General features: G+C 62.3%; 16 protein-coding genes and 2 pseudogenes. 7 read left to right on the plus strand and 11 right to left on the minus strand.

Annotated elements, in window-relative coordinates; all coding sequences use genetic code 11:
- Window positions 1–11 precede the first annotated feature (11 nt).
- A complete protein-coding gene (locus tag B5525_RS33530; RefSeq protein WP_079574132.1) occupies window positions 12–1,550 on the plus strand; it encodes an undecaprenyl-phosphate glucose phosphotransferase in 1,539 nt (512 codons plus the stop codon).
- Between the two features lie 47 nt (window positions 1,551–1,597).
- Complete coding sequence (locus tag B5525_RS33535; protein WP_079570078.1) at window positions 1,598–2,866, plus strand: O-antigen ligase family protein; 1,269 nt, start codon at window positions 1,598–1,600, stop codon at window positions 2,864–2,866.
- Here B5525_RS33535 and B5525_RS33540 read toward each other — a convergent pair.
- The gene (locus B5525_RS33540; RefSeq protein ID WP_079570080.1) at window positions 2,841–3,374 is read right to left on the minus strand and encodes a MarR family winged helix-turn-helix transcriptional regulator; all 534 of its coding nucleotides are present in this window, start codon (window positions 3,372–3,374) and stop codon (window positions 2,841–2,843) included. The two genes, B5525_RS33535 and B5525_RS33540, sit on opposite strands and share 26 nt — an antisense overlap.
- A gap of 81 nt (window positions 3,375–3,455) precedes the next feature.
- Here B5525_RS33540 and B5525_RS46765 point away from each other — a divergent pair, with 81 nt between their 5' ends.
- Both B5525_RS46765 and B5525_RS46770 read left to right on the plus strand, forming a co-directional pair.
- Entirely contained in the window at window positions 3,456–4,133 is a 678-nt protein-coding gene (locus tag B5525_RS46765) for an FAD-dependent monooxygenase (RefSeq protein ID WP_244567668.1), read from the plus strand.
- Window positions 4,133–4,651, plus strand: a complete 519-nt coding sequence (locus tag B5525_RS46770) for an FAD-dependent oxidoreductase (protein WP_244567669.1) — start codon at window positions 4,133–4,135, stop codon at window positions 4,649–4,651. Before B5525_RS46765 ends, B5525_RS46770 begins: the two co-directional genes overlap by 1 nt.
- A gap of 8 nt (window positions 4,652–4,659) precedes the next feature.
- Here the strand turns inward: B5525_RS46770 and B5525_RS33550 are convergent, their stop codons facing one another.
- The 3 genes from B5525_RS33550 to B5525_RS33560 all read right to left on the minus strand — a co-directional run bounded on the left by B5525_RS33550 (window position 4,660) and on the right by B5525_RS33560 (window position 7,661).
- Window positions 4,660–5,841 carry a saccharopine dehydrogenase family protein gene (locus B5525_RS33550; protein WP_079570081.1) on the minus strand — a complete coding sequence of 394 codons (1,182 nt, stop codon included), beginning with the start codon at window positions 5,839–5,841 and terminating at the stop codon, window positions 4,660–4,662.
- Window positions 5,842–5,978: 137 nt separating this feature from the next.
- The gene (locus tag B5525_RS33555) at window positions 5,979–6,767 is read right to left on the minus strand and encodes a DUF169 domain-containing protein (RefSeq protein ID WP_079570083.1); all 789 of its coding nucleotides are present in this window, start codon (window positions 6,765–6,767) and stop codon (window positions 5,979–5,981) included.
- 90 nt (window positions 6,768–6,857) lie between these two features.
- Entirely contained in the window at window positions 6,858–7,661 is an 804-nt protein-coding gene (locus tag B5525_RS33560; RefSeq protein WP_079570084.1) for a YdcF family protein, read from the minus strand.
- 67 nt (window positions 7,662–7,728) lie between these two features.
- On the opposite strand from B5525_RS33560, the gene B5525_RS33565 reads away from it, so the two are divergent.
- Complete coding sequence (locus tag B5525_RS33565; protein ID WP_079570086.1) at window positions 7,729–8,670, plus strand: acetamidase/formamidase family protein; 942 nt, start codon at window positions 7,729–7,731, stop codon at window positions 8,668–8,670.
- Between the two features lie 114 nt (window positions 8,671–8,784).
- Entirely contained in the window at window positions 8,785–10,617 is a 1,833-nt protein-coding gene (locus B5525_RS33570; RefSeq protein ID WP_079570087.1) for an AMP-binding protein, read from the plus strand.
- A 33-nt stretch (window positions 10,618–10,650) separates the two neighbouring features.
- On the opposite strand, the gene B5525_RS33575 is transcribed toward B5525_RS33570, so the two are convergent.
- Window positions 10,651–11,619 (minus strand): SDR family NAD(P)-dependent oxidoreductase, encoded by a 969-nt coding sequence (locus tag B5525_RS33575; protein ID WP_079570089.1) that lies wholly within the window; start codon window positions 11,617–11,619, stop codon window positions 10,651–10,653.
- Window positions 11,620–11,774: 155 nt separating this feature from the next.
- Between B5525_RS33575 and B5525_RS33580 the strand changes: the two are divergent.
- Window positions 11,775–11,993: pseudogene (locus tag B5525_RS33580) on the plus strand (carbamoyltransferase C-terminal domain-containing protein); the annotation flags it as partial.
- 798 nt (window positions 11,994–12,791) lie between these two features.
- On the opposite strand, the gene B5525_RS45920 reads toward B5525_RS33580, so the two are convergent.
- The 6 genes and pseudogenes from B5525_RS45920 to B5525_RS33610 all read right to left on the minus strand — a co-directional run bounded on the left by B5525_RS45920 (window position 12,792) and on the right by B5525_RS33610 (window position 17,748).
- Window positions 12,792–13,274, minus strand: a complete 483-nt coding sequence (locus B5525_RS45920) for a hypothetical protein (RefSeq protein WP_197687862.1) — start codon at window positions 13,272–13,274, stop codon at window positions 12,792–12,794.
- Between the two features lie 152 nt (window positions 13,275–13,426).
- A complete protein-coding gene (locus B5525_RS33595; RefSeq protein ID WP_079570092.1) occupies window positions 13,427–13,663 on the minus strand; it encodes a hypothetical protein in 237 nt (78 codons plus the stop codon).
- 636 nt (window positions 13,664–14,299) lie between these two features.
- The gene (locus B5525_RS33600; RefSeq protein ID WP_079570094.1) at window positions 14,300–14,662 is read right to left on the minus strand and encodes a hypothetical protein; all 363 of its coding nucleotides are present in this window, start codon (window positions 14,660–14,662) and stop codon (window positions 14,300–14,302) included.
- Window positions 14,663–15,314: 652 nt separating this feature from the next.
- Complete coding sequence (locus B5525_RS33605; protein WP_244568106.1) at window positions 15,315–16,445, minus strand: sensor histidine kinase; 1,131 nt, start codon at window positions 16,443–16,445, stop codon at window positions 15,315–15,317.
- A 111-nt stretch (window positions 16,446–16,556) separates the two neighbouring features.
- Window positions 16,557–16,940 (minus strand): annotated as a pseudogene (locus B5525_RS45925) (PAS domain-containing protein); the annotation flags it as partial.
- Window positions 16,941–17,328: 388 nt separating this feature from the next.
- On the minus strand, window positions 17,329–17,748 hold the full coding sequence (locus B5525_RS33610) for a hypothetical protein (RefSeq protein WP_244568107.1): 420 nt from the start codon (window positions 17,746–17,748) through the stop codon (window positions 17,329–17,331).
- Window positions 17,749–18,338: the final 590 nt, after the last annotated feature.

Here is an 18,338-nt window from a genome sequence, read left to right on the forward strand (position 1 = left end):
ACGTGGGAACAGTGGAACCGATCAACGCACGCTCGATGTTAGATGCTGCCGCCCTCGCCGCGGCGGACCGCCCTCCGATGGAACGGCGGCTCCGGCTGTCGCCGGCAGCACTTGCCGTCACCAACCAGAAAGTGCAGCGGGCCATTTCGCCGATTGTGATCGCGGGTGCCGTCCGCGTCGCCGATTTTTTCCTGCTCGGCCTGGTCGGCGTCGCGCTCTATCTTGGGTATGTGACGCGGCTTGCCGGCTTTCACTGGGAATATGTCGCCGCCATCTTCGGCATGACCGCGACCGCGGTGATCTGCTTCCAGGCCGCCGATATCTATCAAGTCCAGGTGTTTCGCGGCCAGCTGCGGCAGATGACGCGGATGATTTCATCGTGGGCGTTCGTGTTCCTGCTGTTCATCGGCGCATCGTTCTTCGCCAAACTCGGCAACGAAGTATCGCGGCTGTGGCTCTCGGCATTCTTCTTCGTCGGCCTCGCCGCGCTGATCGCCGAAAGGCTGTTTCTGCGTTCGATGGTACGCGGCTGGGCACGTGAGGGCCGGCTCGACCGCCGTACCATCATCGTCGGTTCAGACCGGAACGGCGAACACCTGATCGAGGCGCTCAAGGCCCAGGAAGATTCGGATATCGACATCCTCGGCGTATTCGACGACCGCAACGACAGCCGCGCGCTGGAAACCTGCGCCGGCAGCCCGAAACTCGGCAAGGTCGACGACATCGTCGAATTCGCGCGCCGTACCCGGATCGACCTCGTGCTGTTCGCGCTGCCGATCTCCGCGGAGACGCGGATCCTCGAAATGCTGAAGAAATTGTGGGTGCTGCCGGTCGACATCCGGCTTTCCGCCCACACCAACAAGCTGCGTTTCCGTCCCCGCGCCTATTCCTATCTCGGCAAGGTCCCGACGCTGGACGTGTTCGAGGCGCCGATCACCGACTGGGATCTGGTGATGAAGTGGCTGTTCGACCATGTCGGCGGCGGCGTCATCCTGCTGCTGGCGCTGCCGGTGATGGCGCTGGTCGCGCTCGCAATCAAGCTCGATAGTCCCGGGCCGGTGCTGTTTCGCCAGAAGCGGTTCGGCTTCAACAACGAGCGCATCGACGTCTTCAAGTTCCGCTCGCTATATCACCACCAGGCCGATCCGACCGCCGCGAAGGTCGTGACCAAGAACGACCCCCGGGTCACCCGTGTCGGACGCTTCATCCGCAAGACCAGCCTCGATGAATTGCCGCAGCTCTTCAACGTCGTGTTCAAGGGCAACCTCTCGCTGGTCGGCCCGCGCCCGCACGCCGTACAAGGCAAATTGCAGAGCCGGCTGTTCGACGAGGCGGTGGATGGATATTTCGCGCGCCACCGCGTCAAGCCCGGTATTACCGGCTGGGCGCAGATCAACGGCTGGCGCGGCGAAGTCGACTCTGAGGAAAAGATCCAGAAGCGCGTCGAGTTCGATCTCTACTACATCGAGAACTGGTCGGTGCTGTTCGATTTCTACATTCTTCTCAAGACGCCGCTGGCACTGATGACGAAGAACGAAAACGCTTATTAGAGCCCTGTCCGGCGTCGCATATCGTTGGGTTGCGTGAGTTTTGCATAATGGCGTATGCGGCGACAGCCGGAGACTTTGCTTCAACGCCGACTTCCGCGCCACGCGTGCTCGCGCTGCAACGCGCGCTGGTGTGGCTGGTCGGAGCCAGCGGCGCGATCGTTTTTATCGAGCCCAGCCCCTACGAGCTGGTAACCGCTATCTCCGCAGTCATCTTCCTTGCCACCGGCTTGCGGCTGCGGCTGGCGTTCATTCCGCTGTTGCTGCTCTTGATCCTGCTCAATATCGGCTATTCCGTCGGCGCCGTCCCCGTCATGGCCAAGCCGGGGGTCCCCAACTGGATCGCGACGTCCTGGTACATGGCGGTCACGGTGATGTTCTTTGCCACGGTCATCACCGGGGACACCGAGGCCCGGCTGGATATGCTTCGCCGCGGCCTGACCGTCGGCGCATTGATCGCAGCGACCTCAGGCATCGCCGGTTACTTCAATCTCGTCCCCGGCGGACACGAGCTGCTGACGCTGTATGACCGGGCCAGCGGCACCTTCAAGGATCCGAACGTGTTCGGCGCGTTCCTGATCCTTCCGGCTCTGTTCGCCCTGCAAAGCGTCGTTTCCGATTCTCTCGCAAAATCGCTCCGCAGCACCATTGCGCTGGGAATCTTCGCGTTGGCGATCCTGCTTGCGTTTTCCCGCGCGGCATGGGGCGGACTCGTCCTCACCGCGGGCTTCATGCTGGCGCTGATGGTGCTGACCAGCGCCTCGCGCGCGCGGCGCTCGCGCATCATCGTGATGTCGGTCATAGCCGTCATCGTCGTGGCGCTGCTGCTCGCGGTGCTGCTGTCGTTCGACTCGGTCGGCGAGATGTTCAAGCAGCGCGCGAGCTTCGATCAAAGCTATGACGAGGGCCGCTTCGGCCGGTTCGGGCGGCATGTCCTCGGCGCTGACATGGCGCTGGACCTGCCATTGGGCATCGGGCCCCTGCAGTTCCACCGCTATTTCCCGGAGGACACCCACAACTCCTATCTGAACGCCTTCATGTCCGGCGGCTGGCTCGCCGGAATCTGCTATCCGGCACTGGTGTTCATCACCGTGATCATGGGATTCCGCCACGCGTTCGTCCGCGTGCCCTGGCAGCGCGCCTATCTTGCGATCTTCTCGGCGTTCCTCGGCACGGTCGGCGAAAGCTTCATCATCGATACCGACCACTGGCGGCATTTCTGGATGATGCTGGGCGCGATGTGGGGCATGTTTGTCGCCGCGCAACGCTACAAGGCGACGTCGGACAACGCGCTCATGGCGCCCGCGGAGGCTTCGTAGCAGCCGCGCGCTTGCCCTTGGGCTGTTCCATCATCGCCTTGAGCTCCTCGTTCGCCGCCAGCATCGTCCTGCAGCCCTGCGTCATGAACCTGAGCAGCAGCTCAAGCTCCGCGTCCGAATAGCTCGCCCAGTCCTTCAGGACCGCACGCTGCATGTGTTGGTAATACTTTCCGACCTGGGCGATGTTCTCCGGAACGGTGGCAATGAACACCTTGCGGCGATCACTCTCGTCGCGCTCGCGGCGTACCAGGCCGGCTTTCTCCAAGCGGTCCACCACGCCGGTGATGGCGCCCGTGGTCAAACCCGTCACCTCCGCGAGCCTTCCCGCGGTCACGCGGCCCTCGAGGTTGAGAAAATCCAGGCATTCCAGGTCGGAACTCGAAATTCCGACCCGGCTTGCAACGGTCTGTCCGAACAGCACGCCCAGCGCCGAGGACCGCCGTACGGCGTGTTCCAGTTGCTCCATCAGCGCGGCGCGCGCCTTCGGCCTTGACAAGGTCGGCTTCATCTCTTAGTCCATATATATCTTAGATAATAAGATATTTAGCATCTGGACTTTCTACCACCCCTGGAACCTCAGGAGCAAGCGATGACGAAACCTTCGCGCAAAGCCATCATCATCGGCGCCGGGATCGCGGGCCCGGTCACCGCCATCTTTCTCAAGCGAGCTGGAATAGATGCCCAGCTGTTCGAAGCATGGCCCCACTCGACCGGGATCGGCGGCGGATTGCAGATCGCGCCGAACGGCATGCATGTGCTGGCCGAGCTCGGGCTCGCCGACGAGATGATCCGGCGCGGCTCGGTCGCCGAAGCCTTCGAATTCTATTCGCGATCCGGCGCCCTGCTCGGCTCGATCAACCACAATATGAAGGAGCGCTTCGGCCAGCCCGCGGTGAATATGCGCCGCGCCGCGCTGAACGAAGCGATTTTGAACAGGGCCTGGTGCGAGAATGTCGAGCTTGCCTTCGAGAAACGGCTGTTACGCATCGAGGACCGTGCCGATCAGCCCATCGTTGCGCATTTCGCCGACGGAACCAGCGCCGAGGGTGACTTCCTGATCGGTGCGGACGGCGTCCATTCGGCCGTGCGGGAGCATGTCATTCCGGACGGCCCGAAGCCGTTCGACACCGGCCTGATCGGCTTTGGCGGTTTTGCGCCGAGGGCGTTGCTGGCCAACACCTCGATCGGACAGCCGTCAAGACGACGTTCGGCCAGAGCGGATTTTTCGGTTACGGCTTCTGCAGTTCCGATCCGACCGATGGGGTGATGTGGTGGAGCACCCAGCCTGCGCAGGGCATCGACGCCGCCACCTTCCGCGCGATGGCTCAGAACGCGCTGCAGCGACATTTGCTCAGCTTCCACGCCGGCTGGCACGATCCGATTCCGCAACTGCTCGAGGCGGCCCAGAACATCGTCGTGACACCGACGCTTGACGTCGCGACCTTGCCGACCTGGTCGCGCAGGCGGAGCTTGCTGATCGGCGACGCCGCGCACGCCACCAGCCCGCACGCCGGCCAGGGCGCATCGCTCGCGCTCGAGGACGCCATGCGGCTCGGGCGGCTGATGCAGGAGGGACAGGAGCTCGGCGCGACCTTCCGGAAATTCGAGGACGAGCGCCGCCCGCGCGCCGAACGCGTGGTGGCGCTTGCCCGTCGCAACGGCAACAGCAAGCGCGAGTTCAGCGCGACCGGCGCCTGGATCCGCGACCGGATGCTGAAACTGCTGTTACCGGTCTCGGCGAGGGGCATGAACTGGATGTACGCCTACGATCCCCGTGCGGCGTGACCCACGCCTTATTGTTCGACGCTAAAGGTGAGGCCGGCGTGGTCGACCAGCCGCTTGATCAGCCGGTCGCCCATCGCCGCGCCCGGCGTCCAGATCCCGGCCGGCACCTCGGGCGCGTCGCGCAGCAGGCAGATCGCGCATTCCGAGATCATCTTCGAGGTCGAGCCGTAACCGGGATCGCGATCGCCGTGGACGGCGACGCGGACCTGGCGTCCGTCGGGGGCAATCGCGACGAACAGCAGATCGTAAAAGCCGTTTTCCCGCTCCTCTTTCGACGGCCCCTCGCCCGGCCTCGGTCCGCTGGAGTTCATCTTCTCGGAAGTGTTGGCGGCAGTGATGCGCCTCGCACTGGCTTCGCCCTGCTCACCGGGCCCCGTCAGCATCATCTCGTCGTAGACAAAATCCTTCCCGTAGCGAAGGCCCATCAGAAGATTGGAGCGATGCACATTGCGGGTGTTGATGTTTGCCATGACGAATGGTGCGGTCCAGGAATCGAGTTCCTGATCGAACACCGGCCGATTGCCCGGTGGCTGTTTTGGGCCCTCAAAGCCCGGCGTCAGTGCAAACGGACTCCTCAACAACGCGACCAGACTGTGATCATTCGCGGCCGCCGCGAAGAGCCCCCTCATGCTTGCGGCGGTGCCGCCGGAGACCGTCAGTGTAATGGTGCGGACGCGGCCTTTGACACGGTTGGCCGGCGCGCCGAACACTTTCTTCGCTTCCTCCTGCGCGCAGAACACGCCGAGTTCGAACGGGAGTGAATCGAAACCGCAGGAAAACACGATTCGTGCGCCGGTCGATTTGGCCGTCGCCTCGTGCGTTTCGATCATCTGCCGCATCCACAACGGTTCGCCGCAGAGATCGAGATAGTCGGTCCCGGAAGCCACACAGGCCGCGACCAGTTCGGAACCATAGAGCTGATATGGACCGACGCTTGAGATCACCGACTTCGCCTGCGCGACCATGGCTTTCAGCGAGGCAGGATCGCCGGCATCGGCGACGATCAAGGGCGTGTCAGCCGACGCACCGATCGCGTCGCGCACGGACGCAAGCCTTTCCTTGCTGCGTCCGGCCATCGCCCATTTCAGATTCGCATCGCCTTTGTAATGCGCCGCCAGATATTCGGCGACGAGCTGGCCGGTGAAGCCGGTGGCGCCATAGACAATGATGTCGAATTTCGACGAAGACATATTCGAATTCCCCCAGATGATTTGTTGGCTTTTTCTGTCATTGCGAGCGAAGCGAAGCAATCCAGCGTTCGGATTCTTCAATAAATGGATTGCCTCGTCGCTTCGCTCCTCGCAATGACGGCCCGGTCCGCTTAAACTTATTTCTTGGCGTAGGACGCGCCCATGCCGGCGCGCACGTCGGCCTGGATGCCATAGGGCGCGATCGGATAGCGCAAGCCGTTCTTTGCGAGCTGCTTCATACCCGCGATGGCCTTGGCCAGATGCGCCGGAGATAACGCCATTGACATCTCCTCATCCGGGACGCCACCATAGCGGCGCTCGGCAAAGCAGGGCAGCGACAGGCTGGGCTCGCCGGTCTTGAGCGCGCGCCCCCAGGAATCGGCGCAGGCGGTCTCGCCGACCACGCCCCATTCGAACTTCCTGTAGCCGGTATATTGCAGCCCGTTGATCAGAATGATCATCTGGCCCGGCGTCGCGTAGACCAGACAGATATCTGGCGGATTGAGCCGGCCGCTGCTCAGGGGGCTGACCGCCAGCGCCTGGTATTGCCCGAAGGCAACGACGTCGAGCGCCTCCTGGCGCTTGCGGGCATCTTCCGTGGTGCCGTGCCAGACGCCGACATAGGCCTCGCCGGCGAGCCATTTTTCGTCTTGTTGCGCGAGCCCGATCACCGCGCGGCATTGCGCGCCGACGAGGTCGTCTGCGGTGATGCCGACCGTCCAGCCCAGCCGCGAGGCCATGCTGACGATCTGGTCGGTGGTGTGAACCGCCGACGGACGGCGGATCTTCGGGATCGCCGTCATGTCTTCGACGCTCGCAAACATCTTCATGCCGATCACGGTGGTCTTCAGGCGAAGCAGGCTGTTGAGATCGGCCGCCATGGCGGCGAAATCGAATTCTTCTTTTGCTGGTGCTGCTTGTTGCATGAATCTCACTCCCTTGACGGGCAGGCTGATCGCTGCACGCGTTTTGACGCCTGATCCTAGCCGGTTTGTCCGCCGGCCGCGACCCGCGCTCTACTTCGGATTCGGCCCCGGAAAAAGCTCGCTGGTCCTGCCTGTTATCCAATAGGCCGCAAGGCCCAGATATTCGCGCACGGCAATTTCCGTCCGCTCCAGCCCGTCGAGCGCGAAAGGCGAGAACGTCAGCAAATCGCCGGTGCCGCCGGTGCGCCAGTCAACCGGATAGGGGTCAACCGCAAACCCGGCCTTTCTGAAGATGCCGACCGAGCGCGGCATATGGAAGGCCGAGGTCAGCAACAGCCACCGCTCGCCGCTTTTCGGCGCCGCCAGCAACTTGGAAAATTCCGCGTTCTCTTTTGTATTGCGCGAGCGCCGTTCCATCGTCAGCCGGTCTTTGGAGACGCCCAGGCGCTCGAAGATCGCGGCGGCGTAATCGGCCTCCCGCGCGTCGGTATCGATCAGATTCGCGCTGCCGCCGGAATAAATGATGCGCGCCTTCGGGTATTGACGGGCAAGGGCCGCCGCCTCAATCACGCGATCGGCCGCACGCGTAAACACCGCCTTGCCATGGCTCACCGAAAGATCGCCGTCGATCGCGCCGCCCAATACGACGATGCCGTCCGGCGCGCCGCGCGCCGGATCCCACGGCGGAAATCGCGCTTCCAGGGGATAGAGCAGAAGATTTCCCAGCGGCGAAAACCCGCAAATGGCGATCAGCACGACGGAGGCGATCAGGAGCTTGCGGCCGAGCCGCGCCAATCGGGTGGCGAGCAGGATCGTGCCGACGAGCCCGATGCCGATCAGGAAATTCGCGGGCAGCAGCGCGATGCCGATCGTTTTGGACAACACAAAAAACAAGAGAGGCCCCTTTGAATGTCTGGTACAGGGTCATACGCGACCGCGGTCCCAACCAGAAGCCCCCGTCATGACCCATCATCGCCTGCATTCCAGCCCCGAGACCTGCCATTGGGGCTTTTTCGAAGCGAAACTGAAGCCTGTCCTCACCGTCAAGAGCGGCGACGAGGTAACCGTCGACACAATCAGCGGCGGCCCCGAAATGGTGCCGGACCGCAAACAGTTTCATGTCCCGCCCGAACTCGACGCGGTTCACGGCAAAAGCGAGCGGATGGTGCCCGGCCATATCCTGACCGGGCCGGTCGCGGTCGAGGGCGCCGAGCCCGGCGATGTGCTGGAGGTCGAGATCCTGGACGTCAGCCTGCGGCAGGACTGGGGCTATAACGCGATCCGGCCGCTCGCCGGCACCCTGCCCGACGATTTTCACGAGACGCGCATCCTGAACATTCCGCTCGACCGGGAGCGGATGGTGGGCCGGTTGCCATGGGGGCTCTATCTGCCCCTAAAGCCGTTTTTCGGCGTGATGGGCGTGGCGCCGCCGCCGGCCTGGGGCCGCATCACCTCGCTGATCCCGCGCGCGATGGGCGGCAATCTGGACAACAAGGAACTGGTGCCGGGCGCCAAACTCTATTTGCCGGTGTTCGTGCCGGGCGCGCTGTTTTCCTGCGGCGACGGCCATGGCGTGCAGGGCGACGGCGAGGTGTGCGTGACCGCGATCGAGACCGCGCTGCGGGGCCGTTTCCGGCTGACGCTGCGCAAGGATCTACGGCTCGATTATCCGCGCGCCGAGACGCCGACGCATTACATGACGATGGCGATGGATCCCGACCTCGACCAATGCGTGGTGCGCGCCTTGCGCGACATGATCGTGCTGCTCGGTGAAAAGCGCAATCTGTCGCGGGAGGATGCCTACACGCTCTGCAGCCTGGCCGCGGATTTGCGGGTGACGCAGACCGTCAACGGCTCCAAGGGCATCCACTGCATGATCGCGAAAGCGGTCGTGCACGGGTGATCTCCCAGTCGCCCGACCCTGATCCGATCTCCCTGACCACATCCACGCCGCCCTTGTGTTTCGCAAGCCCCGCTCGCTACTATCTGCGCAACGAACAAAACTTCAGGGAACGACATGCTCAAGGACAGGCTATCGCCGGCCGACGTGGGCGCACGCGAAAAGGAAATGCAGGACGCGCTCGCGGCCTGCCCCCGCATCCTCGATCTCGTCGCGCGCGGCCCGCTCGCCGACCCCGATGCGGAGGCGGTAGTGTATCTGCGCTCGCCGCTCGATCCCCATCCGGTCATCGTCTCCAACGATCAGCTGATGGGTTGCACCAAAGCGGCCGAGACTTTCTTTCGCAGCCACGGCGTCGGCAAGGACGATCCGGTCGCGGTATTGCTGCCGATCTGCCCCGCGACGATTGCCGCGATCTGGGGCGCGGCCGCCTGCGGCATCGCCGAACCGGTCAATCTCCTGTTTACGCGCGAGGCCATCATTGCCCAGCTCAACGCGGTCAAGGCAAAATTGCTGCTCGCGCCGCCGCCGGGCTTGCCGGGCGGGCTCTATGAGAAGATCGAAGGCCTGCAGAACGACGTTCCCTCGCTGCAGCGTATCGTGGTCGTTCCGCTCGACGGCACGATTTCGTTCGATGGCGAGGTGCTAAAACCCGATCCGGCCTGGCGCGACGATTACGGCCGATCCCGCGACGCCGCCGAAGCCGACCGCGTCGCCGTGATGCTGCCGACCGGCGGCACCACCGGCCACCCCAAGGTGGCCCGCCTCACCCATCGCGCGATGGTCGCCTCCAGCGTCTCCTCGCGCATGGCGCTGGATTACCGCAAGGGTGACCGCGCCATGATCTCGCTGCCGCTGTTCCATGTCGGCGGCCTGTTCGTCGGGGTCGGCGCCTGCCTGTCGGCCGGGGTCACGATCATCATTCCCGGCCCTGCCGGGGCGCGCGATCCGGCGCTGGTCAAGAACTTCTGGAACATCATCGAGAAACATCGGTTGACGCATGCCGGCAACGTGCCGACGACGCTGGGTGCGCTGGCCGATATAGAAGTCGGCGATTGCGACATTTCGAGGCTGCGCGTGACGCCGACGGGCGCCTCGATCTGCCCGCCGGAAATCGAGCGCCGTTATCTCGCGCGATGGGGCGGCCCGTGCGTCCAGCAGGTCTACGGCATGACCGAGCTTGCCGGCGCGATTACCCACGACGTCGTCGGCGTGAAGCCGCGGCCGGAAAGCGTCGGCATGCAGAACCCGCTGGTCGAACTCGCCATCCTCGCGGGGGATGGGTTGCATACGGGGCCGTGGCCCTCCCCGGTCGGCGAATTGCTCACCCGCGGCCCGCAGGTGTTTCCGGGCTATGTCGACAACAAGCAGACCGAGGACGCATTTTTTCAGGGATGGCTGCGCACCGGCGATATCTGCCGCATCGACGCCGACGGCTTCGTCTACATCATGGGCCGCGCCAAGGACGTGATCATCAGAGGCGGACACAATATCGACCCGCGGGCGATCGAGGACGCCGCGCTGCAGTTTCCGGGTGTCGCGCTCGCAGCAGCCGTGGGCCGTCCCGACGCCTATGCCGGCGAGGTGCCGATGCTGTTCGTCTCGGCGCAGCCCGGCGTCGATATCGATGCCCAGGCGCTTTCCGCCTTCGTGCTGGACAACATCCCGGAACCGCCGGCACGGCCGCGGGCCGTTGCCGTGATCGCCGAAATGCCGGTCACGCCGGTCGGAAAGATCTTCAAACCAAAGCTCCGGGAGATCGCGGCCTGCGAAGCCGCCCGCGAATTGCTGGCGGCGGAGGGTTTGGCGAAAGAGGTCAGCGTCGAGGCGATCACCGATCCCTCCCGCGGACTCTATCTGCGCGTCAGCGCGTCACCAGACAAGGCGGTGACGGCCGAGCGCGTGCTGAAGAAGTTTCCGGTCAAGATCGAGATGAACCTCGATGCCTGAAGTAGCGATTTTCAGGCCGGACGTTCGCGTCGATCAGCCGAGCTTCCAGCCGACTTCGGCAGCAAAACTCTGATAGAATTCCGGCGTGTAGGCCTGTTCCGGCGTCTGCCGCACGCGTTGGTCGAGACGTTCGGCGTCGGCGCCGACCAGGATGCGCCAGCGCTCGGCCTTGACGCCGTCGAGGATGATCTTGACCGCCGCGGCGGCCGACGTCGGCGCCTCGTCGCGGAAACTTCGGGCGCGATCGAGCGCGATGTTCTGGATGTCTTCATCCGACATCGGCGCCGTGTCGATGCCCGTGCCGTTGAGGCGCTGGCGCGCCAAAGCGATTTCATTGTCGCTCAGCCGCTCGGATTCGGTGCCGCTCTGGATCTTGCGGGAATTGGAAACGATGGAGGTGCCGATATGGCCGGGCATTACCACCGAGCATTTGATGTGCGGCGCGTTGAGCCTGAGATCGTTGATCAGCGCTTCGGTAAATCCCTTCACCGCGAATTTGGCGGCGCTGTAGGCGGTATGCGACACGCCCATGCCGACCGAGGCCCAGAATCCGTTGACGCTCGAGGTGTTGACGATGTGCGCCTCGTCGGCCTTCATCAGCAGCGGCAGGAAGGTGCGGACGCCCAGATAAACCCCGCCCCAGCAGATATTGAAGGTTCTTTCCCACTGCTCCCGCGAGTTGGTGAACAGGCTGCCGCTGCCGCCGATGCCGGCATTGTTGAACAACAGATGGATCCTGTCGGTGGCCTGCTGCTCCATGATCTCGTCGCGGAAACGCCTGAGCTGGTCCTCGATCGAAACATCGGCGACATGGGTGGTGACGCGCAGGCCCTGCGGCAGCTTTTCGACCTCGCAGAGGCTTTTTGTCTCGGCCATCGCGTCGGCGGAAACGTCGCACATCGCGACATTGCAGCCTTCGGCGACCAGTTGGCGCGCCAGTTCGCGGCCCATGCCTGTGCCGCCCCCGGTGATGACCGCAATCTTTCCGGCAAAATCCTTCATGAACGCCCGGTCCCTATGATCCCTGTTCTTGTTTTCCGGCCGGCAGAGCCGGTCGTCCTATCTAACGCAGGCGACCGCGCCTGAACAGGGTTTCGCGCGCACCTGATGGCCGCCCATGGCCCGAATTACAGCAGATGCCTGGCGAGCTCGCGAAGCTGCTCATCCGGTTCAAGGCGCTGACCGGCTGCCCGATCCTGGTCAACACCTCCTTCGACGTTCGCGGCTAACCGATCGTGTGCACGCCCGAAGACGCCTTTCGCTGCTTCATGGGCAGCGAACTCGACCTGCTCGTGGTCGGCAATTGCGTGTTGCGGAAAACGGCGCAGGATCCCGCGCTCAAGATCGATTACAGCCAGTCGCTGGAAGCCGATTGATTTTGATCGACGCCGGGTTCCGGCAAATCAGGCGTCGATACCGGCCCCGCTGCTATCCGCCGGGCTCAGCTACCTATCTTAACCAAGCACTGCTTCAGGCGTTCAATCTCCGAACGGACTTGCGTTTCCATGGCGTCTTGTAATGCGAGCGTGCCTCTGCTGGCCAATTCTGCGGATGCCTTTCTGTCCAGATTCTGCTTCCAATCCCGGATTGCCTGCTTAGTGGCGCTTTGGGCCTCCGACGTAGCCTTAAGGTACGCCTTTATGCAGGCGTCGGCCATTGAGCAAGTCTTGCACTCTTGAGCGGCGGCAGCATTCGAAACAAACAAGATAAGTGTCGCGGCAAAGACCCTCATGCTTTCCTCCCGGTATTGGCCCCCGGCGGATGTTCTACTTGGTGGGGCTTGTTTGCAACGGTGGCCGCAGATTCACGCGAATGAATCGGCCGCGCGGCTCATCGCGAGTCCTTGAAATCGGCCGGCAGTCCACAATAGCTATCGCCGGCTACGAGCTTCGTGCCCATCCCATGCAAAGGCATGCGCCATTTGCGCCCGACGAAAACTCAATTCGCGCATGATTCGTGCTCGTCGATAACCCGCGCCTGGTCAATCATTACCTGACGGCATTTGCACCGGGCGGGATCGGGTTGGGTGTGACTGTCAACACGGTAAAAGCCGGCGTCAACAATTGCGTTCTCAAAAAGACCCGCAGGATCCGCGCTCAAGATCGATTACAGCCAGTCGCTGGAAGCCGATTGAAGCTTGCGCGCGTGGGTCGGTCAGACTTTGTCCGGTGTTGCTACTGGGTGAGCAGCGCAGCGGAGGAGTAACGTTTCCATCGATTGACGTCGTCAGGAATGAACTGGGCGAACGCCTCCCTGACGCGGGCCGCGGGGGTGATGTCGCGGGTGAATGAAGGCTCCACTTTTGCCGCGACCTTGTTCAATCCGGGCGCGTAGACGGCGCGTTCAGGCAACGCGCCGCTGAAGTGCGAATTGCCCTTGTTGTCGCCAAGGGCAGCAGCGGAGGTCCAGCGCCTGCCGTCATTAGGAACGTACCGGGCGAACGCATCCCTGACGCGGGCCGCCGGGGTGACATCACGGGTAAATCGAAGCTCCCTCGTTGCCACGACCTCTTCCGGACGAGGCGCGTAGACGGCGCTTTCATTCAACGAGCCGTTGAAGCGCGGATGGCCATCGTGGTCGCCGAAATAGGCATCGGAAGCGAAGATGAACGCGAGCAGCGTCGATCCGACGATGGTAAAATATCTGAAAATCGGCATTGGCGCGCGAGCCTTCCTCTTTTTGAAAAGAGGATGCCGCGTTCGCGATAAAAGCCCGGTTTAAGCCTGCCTGGCTTTTGCCCGAACGGTTGCCGGCCCGTAGCCAAATCGAGGAAAATTTTAATCAACGCTCGCCGCGATCGCGGGTGGCATCAGCTATCAGGTCCGGTCACCGATTCCGTCGACCATTCGATCGGGTCAAAGACCATTCCACGCCTGAGCATTTCCGCTTCGAGATCGGCGGCATGCTTCTTCCACTCGGCGGTCTCCCGCACGCAAAACCGTGCCTCTTCGCCGAGGCTGTTGAGCTCGTCGTCAGCAGCCAAAGCCCCTCGCGCGCCATAATACATCATGGCGAGGCTGTCGTTGGTGAACGCGCAATAGTCCATCCGAGATCACGTTGCCTGAGTTAGAATGCGGTCTCATGAGAGGCAGGCCCGCCGATATTTCGGCAGAAGTGATACGGACAACGCGGTGCGGGCAAGGAATTTCGGACGTTAACGTAAACCGGGCCGGCAGACCCGGCGATGCCGCTTGTTGGCACTTTCCGCGCGAAAGGCCGGCGGGAGGCCTCACACCCGAAATGCCGAACCATTCTGGTTCTTGGTCGGTGTTCGCAAATATCACGAGAGAAAAAAGCCCCATTTAGGGGGCCTTTATTGGTCGGAGCGAGAGGATTTAAACCTCCGACCCCTAGTCTCCCAGGCGAGGGTCGGCCGTTGAAAATGCTCGCATTTTTTGGAAACTCGGTGATTTCATCCCCATTGATTCACAACGACTTTTCAGTTCGATTGTAAACCAAAACGCGGTCACTTTGCCCTTGCGCCGCTCGCTTCCGGTCTTCCCCCCATTTGCGGACATTCCCAGCGTCAGTCGGCATCTCTCAAAGGTGCCAGAAGCGGTCATCAGTTAGCAGACAAGCTCCTGGCCGCCTCCATGTTGGCCCACTCAGGACGAGAGCCACAGTCTGGCATTAAATCAGGCGGCCCTTTGGGGCCGCCTGATTTAGCCTCAGCGCGGATGACCTATTGGCAGAGATGCCGGAGACCGTCAGCACCCTTGAAATAGGTGCCGGGCCTGCAGACGATGCCGTTGCGGGCAGCATACGTATTCCAGCTGCCGTGCCAGCCCATGTCGCCGGACATGGCGTAGGAATTGCCCCAGCCGCCGACGGTAGCGCCCGCCGCCGCCGGCTGGCGATACGCCGTTTGCCGAGTTGATTGCCGATATCGATAGGTGGGGGTACTCCCGGTTCCAAGACCCGTGCAGCTGGCGAATTCAGCTTCGCATGCGTCCGGATTGGAGAGGGCCGCCTGCGCCAGTGCAGCAGAGCTGGACAGGGCGGATGCCGCAATCACGACCGCGCCAATAACTTTTAGATTCGTCATGACTTGCTCCTTGCGGTTGGACCGTGGCGCAAAATGCCACGTCTGGCAGTAGCCTATCGACGTTTGCGAGCCTGACTATGCAACTTCGGAAAAAATCGCACCGCCAAGATTGGGACTGCTTTGGGTCAAAAGGCGGTAGTGTCTCAGTTTGAAATCCGGAGCGGTTGACGAGCATGGCGCGCCGCAGACGGCGAACGCTTAGGGAGCGGCCAATGGCATGGTGGCATCGATTGTTCTCGCCAAAGGCCGGAGCGCCTTCAGAGAGTTCCGAGTATAAGGTGGCGTTCTGTCTCTACAGCGCGGACGGAAAGCGAGGCACAGAAGTGCGCGTGCGCCGCATTGGTCGAGCCTACTTCGTTGAGCGGGAGTGGGTTGAGGGGACCACCTTCAAGGACCGGGGACGCGGCGAGGAAATAGGCCCTTACGAAACCCCCGAGGCAGCTGAGGCGGCGGCTGTAGCCCGCCCATGGTTCTCAGGCGGCGAAAATTCAAACTGAGACATTACCCAAATGGCGAAATACTCGCTGCGAGTAGATGTTTTCCGCTTTGGCCCCAACAACGGACATCGCTCAATAGGGTCGGCATGTCCGTTCGGTGCCATGAGCAGACATGATCATGCCGTGATCGCTTCCGACGCTCGCGGCCACGGAGCCTACTCATGTTCGGACGCGCGAGGAGCCACTTTTGGTAGCGTTAGTTTTACCCTCGTTCCTTTCCCCGGCTCCGCCTTGAGATCGAGGCGGCCGCCGAGCCGGTTTGTAACCACGCTGTACACGATATGCAGGCCAAGGCCGGTGCATCCCTGGTGGCGGCGGGTGGTAAAGAAGGGGTCGAAGGCCCGTCGCCTGACATCCGGCGTCATACCGCAGCCGTCGTCGGTGAAGATGATTTCGACATCATTGGCGCTGGACGCACTCACCTTGATGGCGATCTTCCCCAGCTGGCCGTCCGGAAACGCGTGCGCGATCGAATTGAGGAACAGGTTGGTGAGTACCTGCCCATAGGAGCCGGGATAGCTGCTCATCGAGAGACCCCGCTGGCAATCGACGTCAAGCGTCACACCGTGCTTCGGTAGCGCCGGGCGCAACCCGCTGGCGACCTGATCGGTGAGATCGCCGAGGTCGAACGAGCGCAGGTCCGAATTGTTGCGGTCCGACGCCACTTGCTTGAACGACTGGATCAGCTCGGCTGCGCGATTCAGGCTCTGCTGAAGCTGGGCAGAGCCGTCGCGTATTGCTTCGACGAATTCCTTCAGGCTGGAGCGCTTGAGTGTTCCTTGCGCCATCTCCGACGCCAACAACTCGCTCTTATGCTCAAGCGAGGATGCGACCGTCAGGCTAGTGCCTAGCGGATTGTTGATCTCATGCGCGACGCCAGCGACCAGCCGGCCGAGGGCCGCGAGTTTTTCCGCTTCGATGAGATAATTCTGGGTCTCGCGCAGGTTTTGCAACGCGGCTTCCGCCGCATCCTTTGCCCGGCGCACTTCTCGCTCGCTGCGCTTGCGCTCGCTGATGTCGATATGGGTACCGATCCAGCCATAGACCACGCCTCCCGGATCGCGCAGCGGAACGACGCGAGTCAGAAACGGGCGATACTCCCCATCCTTGCCGAGCAGCGAAAGCTCGGACTCCAGTGCCGTGCCGGCGGCCATCGCCTCAATCCAGCGGTTACCAAGCACCGCGTGCCAGCCATGCGGATTAATCTCGCCCGTCGGCCGGCCCGTGTATTCGTACCAGTGACTGTTGAGCCAATAGATCGCGCCTTGCGCGTCGGCCATCCACACCAGTTGTGGAATGGAATCCGCCAGTGTGTGGAATTGGCGTTCACTGGCCCTGAGAGCGGCTTCCGCGCGCTTACGCTCCGTGATCTCCTCGGCTGCGACGTTGACTCCGACAATCTCGCCATCCGCATTGTGGTGGGGATGCCAATAGGTAACCCAAAAACGCTCCTCGGCCTGGTCGGCGCGCTGGCCGGCGACCTCAATCCCGGTGACGGGATCGCCGGTCCGCATGATTGACTGGACGATACCTTCGACTGCGTCCGCCAGTGCGGGAACGCAATCCCTGACGTGGCGGCCGAGATGGTCTTCAACGGAAATGCCGCAGATATCGGTCAGACGCTGGTTAATCTGGAGATAGCGGCAATCCGGCGACAGGAATGCCAGGCCGATCGGCGCGGTGTCATAGATCAATTGCAGCGTCGGCTGCCGCGCGTCAAACACCGCATCTGAAAAGGTCGGCGGCACACCGGTCGCGATCGAAGGTTGGAATGACCTCATCGGCTGCTCTCAGCTTCCATCGCCAATACTCCCACGTCGCGCTCTGCATTCGTACCGAGTCCGGTGATGGCGTTCGCCCTCTTTGCTGGCGACCGAAAGTACGCCATTTACCTTTTGCCCCGTCCGCGGCGTGCGGGCTATGCAACTTCGGCATCGCCGATTGGGACTGCTTGGCTCAATCGCGTCATTTTGGCCGTCGGCAGACCACTTCCGGTCCCCCGGGAACGGACATCGTCAGGCCGGCCCGGCACCTCCGAAAAGTGCCAACAGGCGACATTCGAAAACGCTAGGCACAACAGAGGCGACGTTGCCACAGTTCAACGGCGTAGCCATCAACGGCGGCTTTTTGCCAGCCGCCGCGCCTCTTTCTCATCGGCAGAGCCGCTTCCTATTGCATTGTAATCGTAACACCGCCCACGGCGGCCGAAACTTCAGCGCCGACCCGGACACCACTGAGCTGTAGGATGACGCCGTTGGCGTTCTGCAACTGTACGCCCCCTGCTCCGGCGGCAATCGCACCGCCAGCGCCCCCTGTGACGTAGCTGCCTGCAAGATCGCCGGGTCTCCGCAAGTTCAGTGCCTTGCCCACGAACTTACTGGTGGAGGCGCCGATCGAAAAGCCAAAGCTCGCGCCCGAAACCGCAAAGGGATATTTCTTGCCATGAAAGGTTAGTACACCTTGGCCGCCGCCTACATCGACGATAAAACCGCCTTTGGTAAATACGACACTCACCGTGCCAGTATCAGCCAAGCATGCGGTTGTTAAACCCAGCAGCGGCAACAGAGCTACAAAGGCGATTTGAGCCATCCGACGAATTTTCATAGTGCCCTCCCAACGTCTGGTTCTTTCACCTCTCCATGGGAAGCGAAAGGCCCCATCCATGTCAATGGAAGACTCACGATTAGATGCAGACGTGGAGACAGGAATTGCGTCCCGGCCGGGTTTTCCATGGCCGAGACGCGGAATGATCGAGCATCGGTATAACCTCAGCGGACCAATGCGACTTCGCTCGGCCGCCAAGCCTTGGTGAAGAATGATTCCCGAGGGCTGTAGAGGCGAAGGAGCATGAACCAGCCTTTGGCGGGCATGTTCTGTATCCGGTTGCCATCCTTTGCGTCGGCTGGCTTGGTTGGGCCGAATAGATTGTCGTCGGGCCGTCCGCGTCGGCAACGGGTGAAGGGTACGACTGGCTGCCGGCACGCGGGTAACGGTACTGCGAATATAGCAAAAGTCCCGGGCAATGTCGGGGCTTTGAACATTTCGATGTTCTGTTGCCGATAGGCGGGAGCGCGAGAAATGGTTTGTTATTCCTCGTTCGGGGTTACTCGCGTATTCAATGCCCGCGAAAACGCTTCACTCCTTGAATAGGTCGGCGCTGATTAGGCGGCGCGCGAGAC

This window comes from Bradyrhizobium erythrophlei, assembly GCF_900129505.1.
GTDB lineage: Bacteria > Pseudomonadota > Alphaproteobacteria > Rhizobiales > Xanthobacteraceae > Bradyrhizobium > Bradyrhizobium erythrophlei_D.

Bases quoted from the DNA above. Each gene is read 5' to 3' on its own strand.
- B5525_RS33535 (WP_079570078.1), top strand. From the start codon at position 1,598: ATGGCGTATGCGGCGACAGCCGGAGACTTTGCTTCAACGCCGACTTCC.
- B5525_RS33540 (WP_079570080.1), bottom strand. From the start codon at position 3,374: ATGAAGCCGACCTTGTCAAGGCCGAAGGCGCGCGCCGCGCTGATGGAG.
- B5525_RS46765 (WP_244567668.1), top strand. From the start codon at position 3,456: ATGACGAAACCTTCGCGCAAAGCCATCATCATCGGCGCCGGGATCGCG.
- B5525_RS46770 (WP_244567669.1), top strand. From the start codon at position 4,133: ATGTGGTGGAGCACCCAGCCTGCGCAGGGCATCGACGCCGCCACCTTC.
- B5525_RS33550 (WP_079570081.1), bottom strand. From the start codon at position 5,841: ATGTCTTCGTCGAAATTCGACATCATTGTCTATGGCGCCACCGGCTTC.
- B5525_RS33555 (WP_079570083.1), bottom strand. From the start codon at position 6,767: ATGCAACAAGCAGCACCAGCAAAAGAAGAATTCGATTTCGCCGCCATG.
- B5525_RS33565 (WP_079570086.1), top strand. From the start codon at position 7,729: ATGACCCATCATCGCCTGCATTCCAGCCCCGAGACCTGCCATTGGGGC.
- B5525_RS33570 (WP_079570087.1), top strand. From the start codon at position 8,785: ATGCTCAAGGACAGGCTATCGCCGGCCGACGTGGGCGCACGCGAAAAG.
- B5525_RS33575 (WP_079570089.1), bottom strand. From the start codon at position 11,619: ATGAAGGATTTTGCCGGAAAGATTGCGGTCATCACCGGGGGCGGCACA.
- B5525_RS45920 (WP_197687862.1), bottom strand. From the start codon at position 13,274: ATGCCGATTTTCAGATATTTTACCATCGTCGGATCGACGCTGCTCGCG.
- B5525_RS33595 (WP_079570092.1), bottom strand. From the start codon at position 13,663: ATGGACTATTGCGCGTTCACCAACGACAGCCTCGCCATGATGTATTAT.
- B5525_RS33600 (WP_079570094.1), bottom strand. From the start codon at position 14,662: ATGACGAATCTAAAAGTTATTGGCGCGGTCGTGATTGCGGCATCCGCC.
- B5525_RS33610 (WP_244568107.1), bottom strand. From the start codon at position 17,748: ATGGCTCAAATCGCCTTTGTAGCTCTGTTGCCGCTGCTGGGTTTAACA.